We start from the raw sequence: 15,837 nt of genomic DNA on the forward strand, positions 1-15,837 counted from the left end.
GCGACAAACGCGCCGGAGAGCGCGCGTCGCGGCCACACCGGGACGAGGAAGCGGAAGGGAGAGGATGTCGATGGCTGGTCTCAAGCGGCGTGGGCTGCTGGTAGGTGGTGCCCTGCTGGCGGCGCCGCATTTCGTGTCGAGGGGTTGGGCGCAGGAAGGCTACCCGAACAAGCCGATCCGGCTGGTGCTTGGCTTCGCGCCCGGAGGCGTGGCGGATATCGTCGCGCGGCTGGTGGCGCCGAGGCTGTCCGAACTGCTCGGGCAGACGGTGCTGGTGGACAACCGGCCGGGCGCGGGCGGGATCGTGGCGACCGAGGCGGTGGTGCGCTCGGCGCCGGACGGGCACACGCTGCTCTGGACCACCTCCAGCACGGCGACCGGCGTCGCCCTCTACAAGCGCTTGCCCTATGACGCGCTGAGCGATCTCGCTTTCATCTCGACCGTCTCCTACTTCGACCACGTGCTGGCGGTGGCACCTGGCTTCGAGCCGCGCGACCTCCGGCAGACCATCGCCTATGGGCGGGCCAATCCGGGGCGGCTGAACATAGGCTCCATCAGCGTCGGCAATGCACAGCATCTGGGGGCGGAACTGCTGCGGGCGATGCTTGGGATCGAGGCGACGGTCGTGACCTATCGCGGCACGCCGGACCTGCTGAACGCGGTAGTGGCGGGAGATGTGCAGATCGCTTCCGAGATCCTTCCGCCCGTGCTGCCGCAGCTTCAGGCGGGCCGGCTGCGGGCGTTGGCGATCGCGACGAAGGAGCGCTTCCCGCTGTTGCCGGAGGCGCCAACGGCCGAGGAAGCGGGGCTGCCCGGCTATGTCGTGCGTTCCTGGAACGGCATCTCCGTGCCGGCCGCGACGCCGCAGGCCATTGTCGAGCGACTGAGCGGCGCGGTGGGGGCGGTGATGGCCCATCCGGAACTGCGGGGGCGGTTGCAGGAGCTGGGCGTGAGCCCCGGCGCGAACTCACCGGCGGAGTTCAAGGCATTCTTCGCCGCCGAGGCGCGGCGCTGGAGTGCGGTGATCGACGAGGCACGGATCGAGCGTCAGTGACCTTGCGGCGCACCGTAGGGCCGTAGTCACCGGTCCAGCGAGCGCCTAGCCTCACCGCCAAGAACAGGGATGGAAGGGTCCGGGACCATGAGACGACGCAGCCTGCTTGCGGCCCCGGCCGTGCTCGGCCTCAGCGTAGTGCGGGCGCAAGCCCAGGCACCCTATCCCGACCGGCCACTCCGCATGCTCGTGACCATTCCACCAGGCGGCGCGCCGGACGTGGCGGCGCGGATCCTCTCCCAGCGGTTGGGGGAGAGGCTGGGCCAGCCGGTGGTGATCGAGAACCGCGCGGGCTCGAACGGGCAGATCGCGACCGAGGCGGCGGTGCGCTCCCGCCCCGATGGCTACACGCTGCTCTTCGCGCAGGACACCGTGATCACGGTGAATCCCGCGATCTACGAGCGTGCGCCCTTCAACGTCTCGACCGACCTCATCCCGATCGCGAGCGTGGCGGCGAACCAGTTCGTGCTCTCGGTCAATCCTTCCCTGCCGGTGCGGAACTTCGAAGAGTTCATTGCCCTGGCGCGGCGCAGCAACCCGCCGCTCGCCTATGCCTCGGGCGGGTCGGGCAGCCAGCACCAGTTGGCGATGGAGATGCTGATGCGGCGGGCGGGGATCGACATGCTGCACGTGCCCTTCCGCGGGGGGACGCCGGCCGTGACCGCGACGGTGGCCGGGGATACGGTGGCCGTCTTCTCCGGCACCTCCTCCGCGCCGCTCATCCAGCAGGGGCGGCTGCGGGCCATCGCGGTGACGGGACCGCAGCGGTCCACTGCCTTTCCCGACCTGCCGAGGATCGGGGAGATATTCCCGGGCTACGAGGTGTTGATCTGGCTCGGCGTCTTCGCGCCTGCCGGGACACCGGCGCCGGTCGTCGCGAAGCTGAGGGAGGAGATCAACGCCTCCCTTGCCGAGCCTGCGGTGAGGGGGCGGCTGGAATCGGCGGGTGGGCTGGAACCGCTGATCACCACGCCCGCGGGCTTCGCCGAACTCATCCGCCACGATACGGAGAAGTATGGCGCCCTCGTGCGGGAGATCGGGATCAAGCCCGAGTAGTCACCGTCAGACCTTAAAGCGGCTTCGCGTCTCCGGCGCGAAGATCTCCGCGGGGTCGAGCTTGCGGTGGCAGACGCCCTGCTCGTAGGCCCAGGTGGTGAAGGCGTCGAGCGTCGCGCGGTTGTCCTCCACGCCATAAGGCCAGCCGTCTCCGCCGATCATCTCCCGCGCCGCGCGCGCGCGCTCCCCGATCCAGGGGATGGGGAAGTAGGAGAGGGTGATGTCCGCCATGCGGGCGAGGGAGCGGTCGCGGGCCGTCTCCAGCGCCTTCATCAGGTTGAGGGCTAGCCAGCGGTGGCGGTCGTAGACCTCCCGGCGGATGACGACGACGTGCATGATGGGGAAGATGCCGGTGTCGCGCAGGAAGCGCTCCTCCTCGGCCTGGTAGTCCGCGAAGAGGCGGCGGATGCCCCGGTTCTCTAGGAAGGGCGCGGGCGGACGGGCGGAGAGGACGACGTCGAGATCGCCGTCGAGCAGCATCTGGGAGAGCGAGCGGTCCTTCACGGGGGTGAGCCTCAATCCGCCGCGGAGGTCGAGCTTCACCTTCTCCACGCGGCCGGGATCGTTCACGCCGGCCTGAAACCACTCGATGCTGGAAAGATCCACGCCGTAGCGGTGGGCGATGATGCCGCGGGAGTAGATGGCGGCGGTCTGCGCCCATTCCGGCACGCCGATGCGCTTGCCCGCGAGCTGTGAGGGGTCGGTGAGTTCGCTGTCCGCACTCACGTAGAAGGAGGAGTGGCGGAACATGCGGGAGACGAAGACCGGGATAGCAACAAGCGTGTCATCGCCTTGCGACATGAGGGAGACGACCTTCGCGAAGGACATCTCCGACACGTCCCACTCCCGGTGGAAGGTGAAGCGATAGAAGATCTCCTCCACGGGCATGCGGAGCACGGTGAGGTCGGCGCCGGGAACGGGCACGGTGCCGTCGAGCACGTCGCGGACGTGGTCATACTCGGAGAGGGCGAGGGTGATCGGGATGTTGGGCATGAGGTGCTCCGAGCGCTGCCGATGACACGCGCGGCGATGCCCTTCGTAAAGGGGGCGGCCATGCGTCGATTGCAGCAGGAGGGTCGCGCTCTTTCAGTATGCGGTCAATCGCGATGCGTCAGCGCGGTGCCTCGACGATACGCGCGCGGCGGCCTGCGAGGCCGGTGCCCGCGCCGAGTTTGATGCTGCCGTCGCGCTGCGGCACGGCGAGCGGTGCGACCTCGACCTGCGCGACGCCATTGACGGGCATGCCGAGGAACTGAGCGACCTTCGGGCTGACGCTGATGATGCGCTGCCCCGACGCGGGCAGGCGATCGCGGACACGCACGATCGCGATGCGGCCGTTGCGGAGGTTGCGCACGCGGGCTGTGCTGCCGAGGGGAAGCGCGTCGCTCGCCGCGCTGTCGGAGCTCAGTTCCACCGTGCCGCCATCGGCCATCCGGCGGCCGGCGAGCGCGGGGGCGAAGACCGAGGCCTGGCCGCGCCGTGCGCCGCCCGAGGCGTCCGGTACGGCGGGCTGAGCGAGGGCGGGGCTGCCAAGGAGTGCGGCGAGGACGAGCAGGGCGCGCAAATCGGTTCACCTGGCTTCTATTGTGGAATCAACGCCGGGCACCGGAGACGGTTGGACGGGGAGCGGAAGGATCAGGGCGATGGGGCATCCATCCGGGAGAGGGGGCGTTTCCACCGCCTGCGCGCGGGACACCGCGTCACATCCGAAGCATCAGGACAGGAGGCTCTACATGGGCAAGACATTGGCCCTGCTGGCATTTGCGGCGACCGTCTCGGCGGCGTCCCTTTCCGCGACGGCGCCGGCCGAGGCGGCAAAACCCAGCGCCCAGGAGCAGCGGGCAAGGCCGAGCGACGACACATCTGGCCGTGTGCAGCGGGGCCGGGCGTCGCATTATCACCGCGGGCTGAACGGGCGGCGGATGGCGAACGGGGAGCGCTTCTCGGTGAACTCCAATTCCGCCGCGAGCCGGACCCTGCCGCTGGGTACGACGGCACGGGTGAAGAACCTGGAGACGGGACGCACCGCGACGGTGGAGGTGGAGGACCGCGGCCCCTATGTCCGCGGCCGCATCCTCGATGTCAGCCCCCGCACGGCCCAGCAGTTGGGCATGCTGGAGGAGGGGGTCGCGCCGGTGGAGATCTCGCCGGTGGAGGTGCCGCAGCGCGACGGCACCGTCCGACGGGGCGCGGGCTCCCGCGGAGGCTAGCTACTCCTTCACCGCACCGGTGAGGGAGGAGACGTAGTAGTCCACGAAGAACGAGTAGAAGATCGCGACCGGCAACGAGCCGAGCAGGGAGCCCGCCATGAGCGAGCCCCACTGATACACATCGCCCTGCACGAGCTCCGTCAGGATGGCGACGGGAACGGTCTTCTTCTCCGAGGAAGAGATGAAGGCGAGCGCGTAGATGAACTCGTTCCATGAGAGGGTGAAGGAGAAGATGCCGGCGCTGATCAGGCCGGGCACCGCCAGTGGCAGCGTAATCCGGCGAAGGATCTGAAGCCGGGAGGCGCCGTCGATGAGGGCACATTCCTCGAGTTCATAGGGAATGGACTTGAAGTAGCCGATGAGCAGCCAGGTGCAGAACGGAATCAGGAAGGTCGGATAGGTGAGGATGAGCGCCAGCGGGCTGTCGAAGAGGCCGAGCTGGAAGACCATCGTCGCCAGCGGGATAAAGAGGATCGAAGGCGGCACGAGGTAGGCGATGTAGATCGCCAGCCCCACCGCGTTGGCGCCCCGGAAGCGCAGCCGCTGGATGGCATAGGCCGCCAGCACCGAGGCGAAGATCGCGAGCACGGTCGAGCAGATGGCCACCAGCATGGTGGTCATCAGCCAGCGCGGGTAGGAGGTCTCGAACAGGAGCTTGTTGATGTTCGCGAGGGTCGGATGGACCACCCAGAAGGGGTTGAAGTTCTTGTAGTCGTAGAGTTCCGCGTTCGGTTTGAAAGTCGTGATCGTCATCCAGTAGAAGGGAAAGAGGAGGATGAACACGAAGAGGGCCAGGGGCAGGTAGAGCGTGACCAGCCGGCGCGGGGCCGACTGCCAGGAGAGGATCGCGCCCTCCTCCGTGGAATTACTCATCGTTGCCTCCTTGCTGCCACTTGCGCCGGGAGAGGGCGAAGTAGCTGAACAGCGTTGCCAGGACGAGGAAGGGGATCATGGAGACCGCGATGGCCGCCCCCTCGCCGAGCTGGCCGCCGGGAATGCCTCGCTGGAAGGCCAGCGTGGCCATGAGGTGGGTGGAGTTGATCGGCCCGCCGCGGGTAATGGCATAGACGAGCTGGAAGTCCGTAAAGGTGAAGAGCACGGAGAAGGTGAGCACCACCGAGAGGATGGGCATCAGCAGGGGCGCCGTGATCTTCGTGAAGCGCTGCCAGGAGGAGGCGCCGTCCAGCAGCGCGGCCTCGTAGAGAGAGGGCGAGATGGTCTGCAACCCCGCCAGCAGCGAGATCGCGACGAAGGGAATGCCGCGCCAGACATTGGCGAAGACGAGCGACCAGCGTGCGTGCCAAGGCGTGCCGAGGAAGTCGATGTAGCTGGTGCGCCAGCCCAGCACGTCCACCAGCACGTAGGAGATGATCGAGAACTGCGCGTCGAACATCCACCAGAAGGCGATGGCCGAGAGGACGGTCGGTACGATCCAGGGCATCAGGATGATGGCCCGGATGAGCGACTTGAAGGGCACGTTCTCGTTCAGCAGCAGGGCGAGCCAGAGGCCGAGGCCGAACTTCAGGACGGTCGCAACCAGCGTGTAGAAGACCGTATAGAAGACGGCGTTCCAGAAGACCTGATCGTACCAGAGGGATTCGAAGTTCTCGAGGCCAACGAATTCCCCGCCGCGGCCAATATGGGTGTCCGTGAAGGCGAGCCAGATGCCGAGGCCGAGCGGGTAGGTGAGGAAGACGAGCAGCAGGCCCACCGCCGGCAGCAGGCAGAGGAAAACGAGGAAGGCCTTGTTGTCGAGGAGGCGGGCGAGGGCGCCGGGCGCGGAGCGCCTCGGGTTCCAGGGCACTGCGGCGGTTGTGTCGGCCATTGGGGCCTCCCTGTGGGATCGGGTGGCGCCGCGGGCGGGCCCGCGGCGCTCCTGCCCGATTAGGAGCGGTAGTAGCGGCGGGTGCGGCGTTCGGCCTCGCGCACGGCTTCCTCGGGCGTGGACTGGCCGGAGGAGGCGGCGGCGAACATCTGCACCACCACATAATCGGCCGCGACCGAGCCGGAGGCGACGCCGATAGGGCCCTTGTAGCCGGACCAGAACTCCACCGTGTTGGTGTCTCGGTAGACGGCGAGCTTGGGGTCGCTCTTCCACACCTCGCTCTCGGCATAGGCCGCGAGCGGGTGGGACCAGTAGCCGCCGCAGCCGATGAGCCAGGGGTCGTACTGCTCCTGCTCCATCATGAAGCGGAGGTATTCCTTGGCCGCGTTCGGGTAGCGGCTGTGCCGGAACACCATGGCGTTCAGCAGCAGCACGTTCTCCGCCATCTTGCCGGCGGGTCCCGTGGGCATGCGCATCATGCCCGTGTCCTCGGCGATGGCGGCCGTGCGCGGGTCGTTCTTGAGGGAGAAGTACATCGACACGCCGTTCTGGGTGACGCCGATCTCGCCCGCCGCATAGGCACGGTTGTTGTTCACGTCGCCCCAGGAGAGGGTGCCGGGAATGAAGGTCTGGTAGAGTTCCTTCGCGTAGCGGAGCGCGGCGATGGTCTGCGGGCTGTTGATGGCGACCTTGCCGGCCTCGTCCACCACCATGCCGCCATGGGACCAGAGCAGCCAGTTGCAGTAGGCATTGCCGTCGCCGACGGCGTTGCCCAGCGCGAAGCCGGCGGGGTGGCCGTTGCGCTTCATGTTCTGGCAGAGCTTGAGGAAGCCCTCGTGGTCGGTCGGGATGCTGTCATATCCCGCCTCCTTCGCCCAGGAGATGCGGTAGACGCAGGGCGCGCCCGTGCCGCCCATGGGGAGGGAGATCCACTGCTCCGTGCCCCACTTCTTGCCGAAGCGCTGGGGCAGGGCGAGCCAGCCGCCATACTTCTGGCCGAGGTAGCCGGCCAGCTCCGTCAGATCGAGCAGCTTGTCGGCGTAGATGTGCGGATCATCGGCCCAGCCCACCACCACGTCGGGGCCGGCACCGGTATTGGCGGCAACCGCGGTCTGCGGGCGGAGGTCCTCCCAGCCCGCGAAGTCCACGCGCACCTGCACGCCAGTCTGGGCGGTGAACTTGGCGGTGTTCTCGCGGAAGATCGTCTCGTCCGCGTCCACGAACTTCGTCGGGCGCAGGACGCGGAGGGTGGCGCCATTCTCGATCGGCTGCCGCGGCGCTGTCGCGTCCTTGACCGGCACGGCGGCGCGGGCGCCGAAGGTGGTGGCGGCCATGGCGCCGGCGCCGAGAGCCAGCGTGCCGCGGCGGGTGATCCGGTTCATCCTTAGGTTTCTCCCTCTCTTTTCTTCTTGGTTGCGGAAGCGATCAGGCGCCGAGGCGCGTGCCGGTCCCCTTGTTGAACAGGTGCGCGAGCGCGGGATCCGGCATGATGCGGAGCGTGTCGCCAACGCGCGCCGTGACGCGCTCGCGGAAGGCGCCGACGAGCGTCGATTCGCCGAGCCGCGCGGTGACCATGGTTTCCGACCCGGTGGGCTCCACGAGCTGGACGGTGACGGGAATGCCGTTCTCGTCGAGGCGAAGGTGCTCCGGGCGGATGCCGTAGACGACCGGCTGGCCCGCCTCGGCGCGGGCGGGCAGGGGAAGGCTCGTCGCGCCGTCGATGCCGTCCGGGCGGAAGCCGCCGTCGCCGACTTGGCCGGGGAGGAAGTTCATGGCGGGGCTGCCGATGAAGCCCGCGACGAAGAGGTTGGCGGGACGGTCGTAGAGCTCGAGCGGCGTGCCGATCTGCTCCACCCGGCCGGCCTGCATCACCACGATCTTATCGGCCATGGTCATGGCTTCGATCTGGTCATGGGTGACGTAGACGGTGGTGGTGCGGAGCCGCTGGTGGAGGTCCTTGATCTCGCCGCGCATCTGCACCCGCAGCTTCGCGTCGAGGTTGGAAAGCGGCTCGTCGAAGAGGAAGACCTGCGGGTGGCGCACGATCGCGCGGCCCATGGCCACGCGCTGGCGCTGGCCGCCCGAGAGCTGGCGCGGGTAGCGGTCGAGCAGCGGGTCGAGGCCGAGGATGCGGCTGGCGCGCGCCGTCTCGGCCTCCATCACCTCCTTCGGCGCCTTCGCCAGGCGGAGCGAGAAGGCCATGTTCTCCCGCACCGTCATATGCGGGTAGAGGGCGTAGTTCTGGAACACCATGGCGATGTCCCGGTCCTTCGGCGGCACATTGTTCACCACGCGCCCGCCGATGACGATCTCGCCGCCGCTGATGTTCTCCAGCCCCGCGATCATCCGCAGCAGGGTGGACTTGCCGCAGCCCGAAGGGCCGACCAGGACACAGAACTCGCCGTCCGCGATGTTCAGGTCCACGCCGTGCAGGATGGGTGTGGCGCCGAAGTTCTTGCGGACGCCGCGTATCTCGACCGAAGCCATCAGCGGTCCGCTAGGACATGAGGCGGGCGCACGGCCACAAATTTACCATTGGGACAATCCTCCAGCTTTGTTGACCCAAGCCTACGCAGGGCGCGCGAGGCAATGCAACAGGGATCCCGGTGGGCACCCCCTGCGCGATGGCTTGCGGGGCGAGGCGGAGCGGGCTGTATTGCCGGCGGCTCCGGACCGGGCGTTCCGCTGCGCTGCGTCGCCCGCTTACGTTTCACAAATGCAAGATCAACCGAGGACGTCCACATGAGCGGCAACCGGTACAGGGTCTGCGTGGCCGGACTCGGTTCCATGGGCATGGGTGCAGCCCGCTCCTGCATTGCCGCCGGGCTGGCGACCTATGGCCTGGACGTGAACCCTGCCGCCTGCGCGTCGCTGCGGGAGGCGGGGGCGGAGGCCAGCGGGGACGATGCCGCAGCCTTCGCGGGCGAGCTGGACGGGGTGCTGCTGCTGGTCGTGAACGCCGCGCAGTGCCGGGCGGTGCTGTTCGAGCCGGGTGGGTTGGCCGCGCGGCTGCGGCCGGGAACGGGGGTGATGGTTTCCGCCACTATCTCAGCCGCCGATTCGCGGGAGATCGCGGTGCGGCTGGAGGCGATGGGGCTGCTGATGCTCGACGCGCCGGTCTCGGGCGGAGCGGCGAAGGCAGCGGCGGGGGAGATGACGGTGATGGCCGCCGGGTCGCGCGCCGCCTTCGACCGGCTGCGGCCGGTGCTCGATGCGGTGGCGGGCAAGGTCTACGAGGTCGGGGCAGAGATCGGGCTCGGGGCCACGGTGAAGATCGTGCACCAGCTGCTGGCCGGGGTTCACATCGCGGCGGGGGCGGAGGCGATGGCGCTGGCCGCGCGCGCCGGCATCCCGCTCGACACGATGTACGAGGTGGTCACCCACGCCGCGGGGAACAGCTGGATGTTCGAGAACCGCATGAAGCAGGTGGTGGAAGGCGACTACACGCCCCACTCCGCCGTGGACATCTTCGTGAAGGACCTGCGCTTGGTGACGGAGACGGCGCTGGCGCTGAACTTCCCCCTGCCCCTGGCGAGCACGGCCTATGGGATGTTCGCGAACGCGAGCAACGCGGGGCATGGGCGCGAATCCGATGCCGCGGTGATCCGGACCTTCGCCGGAATCAAGCTGCCCGGTGACGATGGTGCGTGAGCTTCGGGCCGCGGGTTCCGCCGGCGCCTAAGTCGGGTAACCTGGGGAGGCGCTTCCGTGCGGAGGCACGGGACTGGGTCGGTCGGGCCCGAGAAGGAACAGGAATATGCCGCGCTTCGCCGCCAATCTCTCGATGATGTTCACGGAGTTGCCCTTCCTCGACCGCTTCGCCGCGGCGGCCGCGGCGGGCTTCGAGGCGGTGGAGTTCCTCTTCCCTTACGAGCACGCGCCGGAAGCCGTGGCGGAGAAGCTGCGCGCGGCCGGTCTGTCGCAGGTGCTGTTCAACATGCCGCCCGGGGACTGGGCCGGGGGCGAGCGCGGCATGGCCGCCATCCCCGGGCGTGAAGCGGAGTTCCGGGAGACGGTTCCCGTGGCGCTGCGCTACGCGAAGGCCTTGGGCTGCCCCTTGCTGCACTGTATGTCCGGCATCACCGGCGACCGTGACCGGGCGGCCTGCGAGGCGACCTTCATCGAGAACATCCGCTTCGCCGCTGACGCCGCGGCGGCGGAGGGCGTCACGCTCGTGGTGGAGCCGATCAACACGCGCAACATGCCCGGCTACTTCGTCAACCACCAGATGGACGGCATCGCGCTGATCGACCGCGTGGGGAGGCCGAACGTCTCGCTGCAGTTCGACCTTTACCACGCGCAAATCATGGACGGGGACCTGAGCAAGCTGATTGAAAAGCTGGCCGGGCGCTTCGCGCATGTGCAGGTCGCCTCCGTGCCCGACCGCCACGAGCCCGACGAGGGGGAGCTCAACTTCCCGCACCTCTTCGGCGTGCTGGACCGCGTGGGCTACAAGGGCTGGATCGGCTGCGAGTACAACCCGCGGGGCGAGACGACAGCCGGGCTCGGCTGGTTCGCCCCCTACAAGGCGCGCTGAGGCCGACATGAGGATCGTCGTCACGGGTGGTGCAGGCTTCCTCGGCAGTCGGGTCATCCGCGCGCTGCTGGCCGCACGCGGGAGCAAGGACGGGCTGCCGGATTTCGAGGGCGTGCTTTCGGTCGATCTCGCGCCCTGCCCGGTGGAGGATGCGCGGGTTTCCTCGGTGGTCGGCGATATCGCCGATCCCGCCCTGGCGAGGCGTGTGATCGATACGGAAACGGTCGGCGTCTTCCACCTGGCCGCGGTCCTGAGCGGCCAGTCGGAGGCGGAGTTCGACGTCGGAATGCGCGTGAACCTCGACGGCACCCGCGCCCTGCTGGAAGCGGCGCGAGCCACCGGGCGTGCGCCGCGCTTCGTCTTCGCCAGCTCCGTCGCGGTCTTCGGCGGCGAGATGCCGGCCGTGGTGCCGGAGAGTCTGGCGCCGATGCCCGCCTCCTCCTACGGCGCGGCGAAGGCGATGGGGGAGCTGCTGGTCAACGACTACTCCCGCAGGGGGTTCGTGGACGGACGGGTGTGCCGGCTGCCGACCATCGTCGTGCGGCCGGGCAAGCCGAACTCGGCAGCCTCTTCCTTCGCGAGCGGGATCATCCGGGAGCCGTTGGCGGGCGTCGCCTCGAACCTGCCGGTGCCGCCGGACACGCGGCTCTGGCTTTCCTCGCCGGACGCCGTTGTGACAAACCTCGTGCACGCCATGGCGGTGGACGGCGCGCGGATCGGTCCGTGGCGCACGCTGAACCTGCCGGGCATCTGCGTCACGGCGGGGGAGATGCTGGAAAGCCTGGAGCGGGTGGGCGGCGGCGCCGCGCGCGCGCTGGTCAGCCAGGAGCCGGAGAAGCGGGTGGCCGATATCGTCTGCTCCTGGCCTGGCGACTTCGACATCACGCGGCCGGTGGCGCTCGGCTTTACGCGCGACCGCGACTTCGACGGGGTCGTGCGGCAGTACAGGGACGAATTCGTCCGGTAGCCGGAGGGACTCAGCGCAGGCTGAGCACGTGGTGTTCCTGCTCCTGCGCCTCGACGGCGCCGGGGCGGATGGCGCGCACGGCGGCGACGGCCTGCTGTGGCGCCATGCCGCGCTCCACGAGGATGCGGGAGGACACGAGGCCCGCGCGGCCGAGGCCGCCTTTGCAATGGACGAGCACCGCCTCCCCACCGACCAGCGCGGCGTGGACGGCGTGGCGCTCCTCCCGCCAGGCGGCTTCCCATTCGGCGGTGGGAACGGAGAAGTCCTCGATCGGCAGGTGAAGCCAGGCCATGCCCTCCGCCGCGACGGCCGCCCCGAGCCCGGCCACGCGGAGGGCCTGCAGCTCCTGCCCTGTGACGAGGGTCAGGACGAGGGTCGCGCCCCAGGCGGCGATCGCCTTCACATCCATCGTCAGATCGGGGCCCCAGGCGCCGGTCGCGGCCGCTTGCTGCCACTTTCCGGGGCAGAAGGTGAGGCCGACCAGACCGCCGCCGGGGCGGGGGGGGTTGCGATCTGAAGCGGGTGGGTGTGGCTGGTCCGCATCTCGTCCCTCTTTCCGGGCTGGCCGGGCGGCAGGATGCCGGGGGGCGGGCGGCGAGGGCCAATCTCCGCTGCGGGACCGTCGCCGCGGAGCGGCGGTGGGGCAGGGGCGTTGAGGGGCGGGCGCCATGCACGCTAAGCTTGCGCTGGCCGCGTGATCGCGACCCAGGAAGGATGAGGTGGTGCATGCGGAAGCCGAACTACGATTTCGAGCGTAGCCAGCGCGAGAAGGCGAAGGAACTGAAGGCGCAGGCGAAGGCGCAGAAGAAGCTGGAGAAGGCGGCTGCGGCCGAAGAGGCCGCCGGGCCGGCCGGGGAAGGCACCGAGGATGCGGAGGAGCGGCCCGGGCGCGCCTGACGCCGGGCCGCCACCCCTCCGGGATGGCTTGTGAGGGCGCCGATTGGCGCCCCCCTTGCTGTCAGCCCCAGGGATCGACGTGGAAGTTCACGATCGAGGAGCTGTGGAGCGCCGCGTTCGCACTGGCCACGTCGTGCCCGTCCACGCTGATGCCGTCCACGTAGAGGTTGCGGTCGGTCGCCGCGGTGCCGCCATAGGCGTCGTTTATGAAGGCGACAGTGATGTTCGAGGGCGCGTTCGCGACGTTGAAGGTGAAGTCCTGCGTCGCCCCCGCGGCGTGGGAGGCGGTTACCGCACCGCTGCCCACCTGCCTCCCATCGGCGATCGCGACGAACTGCGCGTCGCCCTGCCAGGCATCCTCCGAGAGGTGCAGGGTGAAGCTGTGGCCGGCCTGGGCAGGCGCGTTGCCGGCCGGGGCGGGCGCGTCGCCAACCGTAGCCGTTGCGGTGCCCGCGCTGTTGAGGGCGGCGTTCACCGCGGTTTCCTTCCCGGCGTAGCTGATGCTGTCGAGATACAGGTTGCGGTCAGTGGAGTCCGTGCCTCCCCAGGCATCGTTCAGGAAGGTGATCCCCACCGTGTGCTGGCCTTCGGCAAGGCCGGAGATCACCACGTCATTGTGCTGGCCCGCGGCGTGGGAGGCGGTGGCAGTGCGGATACCACCGGACTGCTGGCCGTCGATCGTCACGATGAACTGCGCGTCGCCCTGCCAGGCATCCTCCGAAACGTGGAGGACGAGGTCGCCCGGGCCGGCCACCGGCTGCGCCACGACCGGGGGCGGCGCCGTCACGGGGGCGGGCGTGTTCGTGTCGGCGACAGGCACCGGGGCGGGTGCGAGCACCGGCGCGGGCGTCGTCACGGGGGCGGGATGGTCCGTGTCGGCCGCGGGCACAGGATCGGGCGTGACGACCGGCGCGGGGGCAGGTGTCGCGACCGGCGCAGGCGTGGCCTGGCCGCTATAGGGGTGCGACAGGTCCAGCAGGGGCGCCACCGCCAGCTTGATCGTGTTGAGGACATCCCCGACGCCGGAGACCACCTGGTTTGGAAGGCCGAAGACCGAATTGCCGGAGACATACGCCGGGGCGCCCGTATCGTTCAGCAGCAGCGAGGCGCTGGGCGAGACGAAGTGGTTGATGACGGTGTTGTCGGTGACGGAGATGCTGGAGCCCGCATAGGGGCCGTTCTCGCCGCCGAAGTGGATCATGCCCGGATTGTCGGAACGCGCGCCCTGCTGGATGACGTTGTTGGCGACGACCACCTTGCCGCCATCCGGCACGTCGATGGAGTAGCTGCCCGTACCATCGGTGCCCTCGGCGATTCGGCTGTTGGTGACGGTCGTCTCGTGCGCGCGGCTCTTGATCTCGTGACCGATGACCGCGTCGTGGAAGTAGCTGTTGTCGATGGTGAGCTTGGCGATCTCACCGACATAGAGGTTGTGGGTGCGGCCGTCACCGACGCCGTTGTGGTTGAACTCGCTGCTCCTGATCGTAATCGTGCCGTCCGACACCGGGTTGGCGAGTAGGCCGTTCTGGTTATTCTCGAAGAGCGAGTCCTCGATCGTCAGGTTCCCGCCCTGGTAGCGGATACCGGCGCCGTTGCCATCCGCGACCGTGGCGCCCGAGAAAGCAAGGTCCTTGATCGTCACGTCGGTGTTGGTGATCAGAATGCCCTTCCCGTTCGGGATGTTCCCGCTGGCGTTGAGGTGTGCCAGTCCGCCGACCCCTTCGATGGTGATCTTCGTGTTCACGGAAGCGAAGTCGTTCGTATAGGTGCCAGCCTGGACGGCAACGACGTCGCCGTCGCGCGAGGCCGCGATGGCGGATGCGATGGTCGAGAACTGCTGGCCTGCGCCGACCGAGAGGGTGCTCATTGCTGCTCTTCTTTCCCGTTGTTGCTGTCCGGCACGTCGCGTCGCTGAGTGAGCGCTCCGAACGGCGTGCGGCTGAGCGAAGCGCTATCAAAGGGGCCGGGCAGCACACAGGCATGAAACCAAAACGGTTCCTGCTCGGACGATGAATTGCTGATCGCATCCTCTCAATTCCGTGAAGAGAAGGAAAAAAATCCTAGAACTGATCGGTTGATCATGTTACGTCACAGTGCGACGTGCCCTGAAAGCACACTGTTAACTCATCACAATAGTGCCGGCTTCGTGAGTCCTGGCGCGCCTGGAGCACGGTCAGCGAAGGGCAGGGGCGGTGAGTGCGGCAACGCCGTTGCCCCTTCTCCGTTGGACCTGGATGATGCTTTCTCCCCCGGCTAACCGCTGCCCGGCGCCGTTCGGTTTCCTGCCGGCCGCCTGGGGGCGCTGCTGATGCCTGCCGATTCCTTCGGTACCCTCGTCGCGAGGCCGCTCAAAGGGGCGATCGCCGCGCAGGTGGCAGCGCTGTTCAATGACCGGAAGCGCGGCGAGAAGCCGGTCATCCGGCAGCCAGACGGGCTCTTCGGTCCGGCCTCGGTTGCGTGGCGGGTGCATGGAGACGTCACGTCCATGATGGTGGGCGGGGTGGCCTCGCTCCTTCTTCAGATGCTGCACCCAGCGGTGCTGGCGGGGGTTTGGGACCACTCCAACTTCCGGGCGGACATGCACGGGCGGCTGCGTCGCACGGCGCGGTTCATTGCCGTAACCACCTATGGCGCCCAGGCGGAGGCGGAGGCGGCTATTGCCAGGGTGAGGGGCATTCACGGCCACATCCGGGGAACCCTGCCGGACGGTACGCCCTATGAGGCGAATGATCCGGCGCTGCTGGCCTGGGTGCATGTCACGGAAGCGGTCAGTTTCCTCGACGCCTGGATTCGCTACGCCGACCCGGCCATGCCGGCGGAGGACCAGGACAACTACTTCAAGGAGATGGCGCTGATAGGCCGGGCGCTGGGAGCCGATCCGGTGCCGCAGAGCCGTGCCGAGGCGATGGCGCTAATCACGGCAACCCGGCCTGTCCTGCGGAGCGACTTCCGGACGCGGGAGGTTGCCCGGCTCGTTCTCAGCCAGCCCGCGCCGAATCGGATGGCCGAGCCGTTGCAGCAATTAACTCTCCAGGCCGGGGTGGACCTGTTGCCGCCATGGGCGCGGCGTATGCACGGGCTCCCCGGCCCGGCGCTGAGCCGGCCGCTGGTGCGGGCGGGAACACTCGGGATCGCGCGGACGCTGCGCTGGGCCTTCCAGCGGGACGCGGCACCCGAGGGACGGTCTGCAGAGGCAGCGGCAAGGGGCGGCGGGGCGGACTGACGACGGCTTTTCTTCCTTTGTCTATCCGGTCCTGAGGCGGCTGAAGTTCCGTCGCGGTGGGATTGCCA

The 15,837-nt window shown here is 68.6% G+C and carries 16 protein-coding genes; 8 read left to right on the forward strand and 8 right to left on the reverse strand.

Annotated elements, in window-relative coordinates; all coding sequences use genetic code 11:
* Nucleotides 1-70 precede the first annotated feature (70 nt).
* Together BO39_RS15625 and BO39_RS15630 are read left to right on the forward strand one after the other, a co-directional pair.
* Nucleotides 71-1,054 carry a Bug family tripartite tricarboxylate transporter substrate binding protein gene (locus BO39_RS15625; protein ID WP_043835090.1) on the forward strand — a complete coding sequence of 328 codons (984 nt, stop codon included), beginning with the start codon at nucleotides 71-73 and terminating at the stop codon, nucleotides 1,052-1,054.
* Nucleotides 1,055-1,141: 87 nt separating this feature from the next.
* Nucleotides 1,142-2,110 carry a Bug family tripartite tricarboxylate transporter substrate binding protein gene (locus tag BO39_RS15630; protein ID WP_043835092.1) on the forward strand — a complete coding sequence of 323 codons (969 nt, stop codon included), beginning with the start codon at nucleotides 1,142-1,144 and terminating at the stop codon, nucleotides 2,108-2,110.
* 6 nt (nucleotides 2,111-2,116) lie between these two features.
* Here the strand turns inward: BO39_RS15630 and BO39_RS15635 are convergent, their stop codons facing one another.
* Together BO39_RS15635 and BO39_RS15640 are read right to left on the reverse strand one after the other, a co-directional pair.
* Complete coding sequence (locus BO39_RS15635) at nucleotides 2,117-3,103, reverse strand: substrate-binding domain-containing protein (RefSeq protein WP_043834942.1); 987 nt, start codon at nucleotides 3,101-3,103, stop codon at nucleotides 2,117-2,119.
* Between the two features lie 118 nt (nucleotides 3,104-3,221).
* A complete protein-coding gene (locus BO39_RS15640; RefSeq protein WP_052402158.1) occupies nucleotides 3,222-3,674 on the reverse strand; it encodes a septal ring lytic transglycosylase RlpA family protein in 453 nt (150 codons plus the stop codon).
* Between the two features lie 169 nt (nucleotides 3,675-3,843).
* Between BO39_RS15640 and BO39_RS31130 the strand changes: the two genes are divergently transcribed.
* A complete protein-coding gene (locus BO39_RS31130) occupies nucleotides 3,844-4,320 on the forward strand; it encodes a septal ring lytic transglycosylase RlpA family protein (protein ID WP_043834944.1) in 477 nt (158 codons plus the stop codon).
* On the opposite strand, the gene BO39_RS15650 is transcribed toward BO39_RS31130, so the two are convergent.
* From BO39_RS15650 to BO39_RS15665, 4 genes are read right to left on the reverse strand one after another with little or no spacing between them, the layout of a single operon-like run.
* Nucleotides 4,321-5,193, reverse strand: coding sequence for a carbohydrate ABC transporter permease (locus BO39_RS15650; protein WP_043834946.1), 873 nt, complete (start codon nucleotides 5,191-5,193; stop codon nucleotides 4,321-4,323). It lies immediately after the preceding gene.
* Entirely contained in the window at nucleotides 5,186-6,145 is a 960-nt protein-coding gene (locus BO39_RS15655) for a carbohydrate ABC transporter permease (protein WP_043834948.1), read from the reverse strand. The genes BO39_RS15650 and BO39_RS15655 overlap by 8 nt, the downstream gene beginning before the upstream one ends.
* Nucleotides 6,146-6,204: 59 nt before the next feature.
* Nucleotides 6,205-7,527 carry an ABC transporter substrate-binding protein gene (locus tag BO39_RS15660; RefSeq protein WP_043834950.1) on the reverse strand — a complete coding sequence of 441 codons (1,323 nt, stop codon included), beginning with the start codon at nucleotides 7,525-7,527 and terminating at the stop codon, nucleotides 6,205-6,207.
* Between the two features lie 43 nt (nucleotides 7,528-7,570).
* Nucleotides 7,571-8,632, reverse strand: coding sequence for an ABC transporter ATP-binding protein (locus BO39_RS15665; protein WP_043834953.1), 1,062 nt, complete (start codon nucleotides 8,630-8,632; stop codon nucleotides 7,571-7,573).
* Nucleotides 8,633-8,887: 255 nt separating this feature from the next.
* Here BO39_RS15665 and ltnD point away from each other — a divergent pair, with 255 nt between their 5' ends.
* The 3 genes from ltnD (at nucleotide 8,888) to denD (ending at nucleotide 11,649) form a co-directional block, all read left to right on the forward strand.
* Nucleotides 8,888-9,796: an L-threonate dehydrogenase gene (gene ltnD, locus BO39_RS15670; protein WP_043834956.1), complete on the forward strand. Its 909-nt coding sequence runs from the start codon at nucleotides 8,888-8,890 to the stop codon at nucleotides 9,794-9,796.
* Between the two features lie 106 nt (nucleotides 9,797-9,902).
* Nucleotides 9,903-10,682, forward strand: a complete 780-nt coding sequence (gene otnI / locus BO39_RS15675; RefSeq protein ID WP_043834959.1) for a 2-oxo-tetronate isomerase — start codon at nucleotides 9,903-9,905, stop codon at nucleotides 10,680-10,682.
* A gap of 7 nt (nucleotides 10,683-10,689) precedes the next feature.
* Complete coding sequence (denD, locus tag BO39_RS15680) at nucleotides 10,690-11,649, forward strand: D-erythronate dehydrogenase (protein WP_043834961.1); 960 nt, start codon at nucleotides 10,690-10,692, stop codon at nucleotides 11,647-11,649.
* A gap of 10 nt (nucleotides 11,650-11,659) precedes the next feature.
* On the opposite strand, the gene BO39_RS15685 is transcribed toward denD, so the two are convergent.
* Complete coding sequence (locus BO39_RS15685) at nucleotides 11,660-12,058, reverse strand: phosphatase domain-containing protein (protein ID WP_211257466.1); 399 nt, start codon at nucleotides 12,056-12,058, stop codon at nucleotides 11,660-11,662.
* Between the two features lie 317 nt (nucleotides 12,059-12,375).
* On the opposite strand from BO39_RS15685, the gene BO39_RS33650 reads away from it, so the two are divergent.
* Entirely contained in the window at nucleotides 12,376-12,546 is a 171-nt protein-coding gene (locus tag BO39_RS33650; RefSeq protein WP_169742772.1) for a hypothetical protein, read from the forward strand.
* 61 nt (nucleotides 12,547-12,607) lie between these two features.
* Here the strand turns inward: BO39_RS33650 and BO39_RS30025 are convergent, their stop codons facing one another.
* Complete coding sequence (locus BO39_RS30025; RefSeq protein ID WP_052402160.1) at nucleotides 12,608-14,413, reverse strand: carbohydrate-binding domain-containing protein; 1,806 nt, start codon at nucleotides 14,411-14,413, stop codon at nucleotides 12,608-12,610.
* Between the two features lie 441 nt (nucleotides 14,414-14,854).
* Between BO39_RS30025 and BO39_RS15700 the strand changes: the two genes are divergently transcribed.
* The gene (locus BO39_RS15700) at nucleotides 14,855-15,769 is read left to right on the forward strand and encodes an oxygenase MpaB family protein (protein WP_084698145.1); all 915 of its coding nucleotides are present in this window, start codon (nucleotides 14,855-14,857) and stop codon (nucleotides 15,767-15,769) included.
* Nucleotides 15,770-15,837: the final 68 nt, after the last annotated feature.

Origin of the sequence: Roseomonas aerilata DSM 19363 (genome assembly GCF_000711725.1) — a bacterium.
GTDB classification, from domain to species: Bacteria; Pseudomonadota; Alphaproteobacteria; order Acetobacterales; family Acetobacteraceae; genus Roseomonas; species Roseomonas aerilata.

Coding starts and splice junctions, on each gene's coding strand:
- BO39_RS15625 (WP_043835090.1), top strand. CDS start 71: ATGGCTGGTCTCAAGCGGCGTGGGCTGCTGGTAGGTGGTGCCCTGCTG.
- BO39_RS15630 (WP_043835092.1), top strand. CDS start 1,142: ATGAGACGACGCAGCCTGCTTGCGGCCCCGGCCGTGCTCGGCCTCAGC.
- BO39_RS15635 (WP_043834942.1), bottom strand. CDS start 3,103: ATGCCCAACATCCCGATCACCCTCGCCCTCTCCGAGTATGACCACGTC.
- BO39_RS31130 (WP_043834944.1), top strand. CDS start 3,844: ATGGGCAAGACATTGGCCCTGCTGGCATTTGCGGCGACCGTCTCGGCG.
- BO39_RS15650 (WP_043834946.1), bottom strand. CDS start 5,193: ATGAGTAATTCCACGGAGGAGGGCGCGATCCTCTCCTGGCAGTCGGCC.
- BO39_RS15655 (WP_043834948.1), bottom strand. CDS start 6,145: ATGGCCGACACAACCGCCGCAGTGCCCTGGAACCCGAGGCGCTCCGCG.
- BO39_RS15660 (WP_043834950.1), bottom strand. CDS start 7,527: ATGAACCGGATCACCCGCCGCGGCACGCTGGCTCTCGGCGCCGGCGCC.
- BO39_RS15665 (WP_043834953.1), bottom strand. CDS start 8,632: ATGGCTTCGGTCGAGATACGCGGCGTCCGCAAGAACTTCGGCGCCACA.
- ltnD (WP_043834956.1), top strand. CDS start 8,888: ATGAGCGGCAACCGGTACAGGGTCTGCGTGGCCGGACTCGGTTCCATG.
- otnI (WP_043834959.1), top strand. CDS start 9,903: ATGCCGCGCTTCGCCGCCAATCTCTCGATGATGTTCACGGAGTTGCCC.
- denD (WP_043834961.1), top strand. CDS start 10,690: ATGAGGATCGTCGTCACGGGTGGTGCAGGCTTCCTCGGCAGTCGGGTC.
- BO39_RS15685 (WP_211257466.1), bottom strand. CDS start 12,058: ATGGATGTGAAGGCGATCGCCGCCTGGGGCGCGACCCTCGTCCTGACC.
- BO39_RS33650 (WP_169742772.1), top strand. CDS start 12,376: ATGCGGAAGCCGAACTACGATTTCGAGCGTAGCCAGCGCGAGAAGGCG.
- BO39_RS30025 (WP_052402160.1), bottom strand. CDS start 14,413: ATGAGCACCCTCTCGGTCGGCGCAGGCCAGCAGTTCTCGACCATCGCA.
- BO39_RS15700 (WP_084698145.1), top strand. CDS start 14,855: ATGCCTGCCGATTCCTTCGGTACCCTCGTCGCGAGGCCGCTCAAAGGG.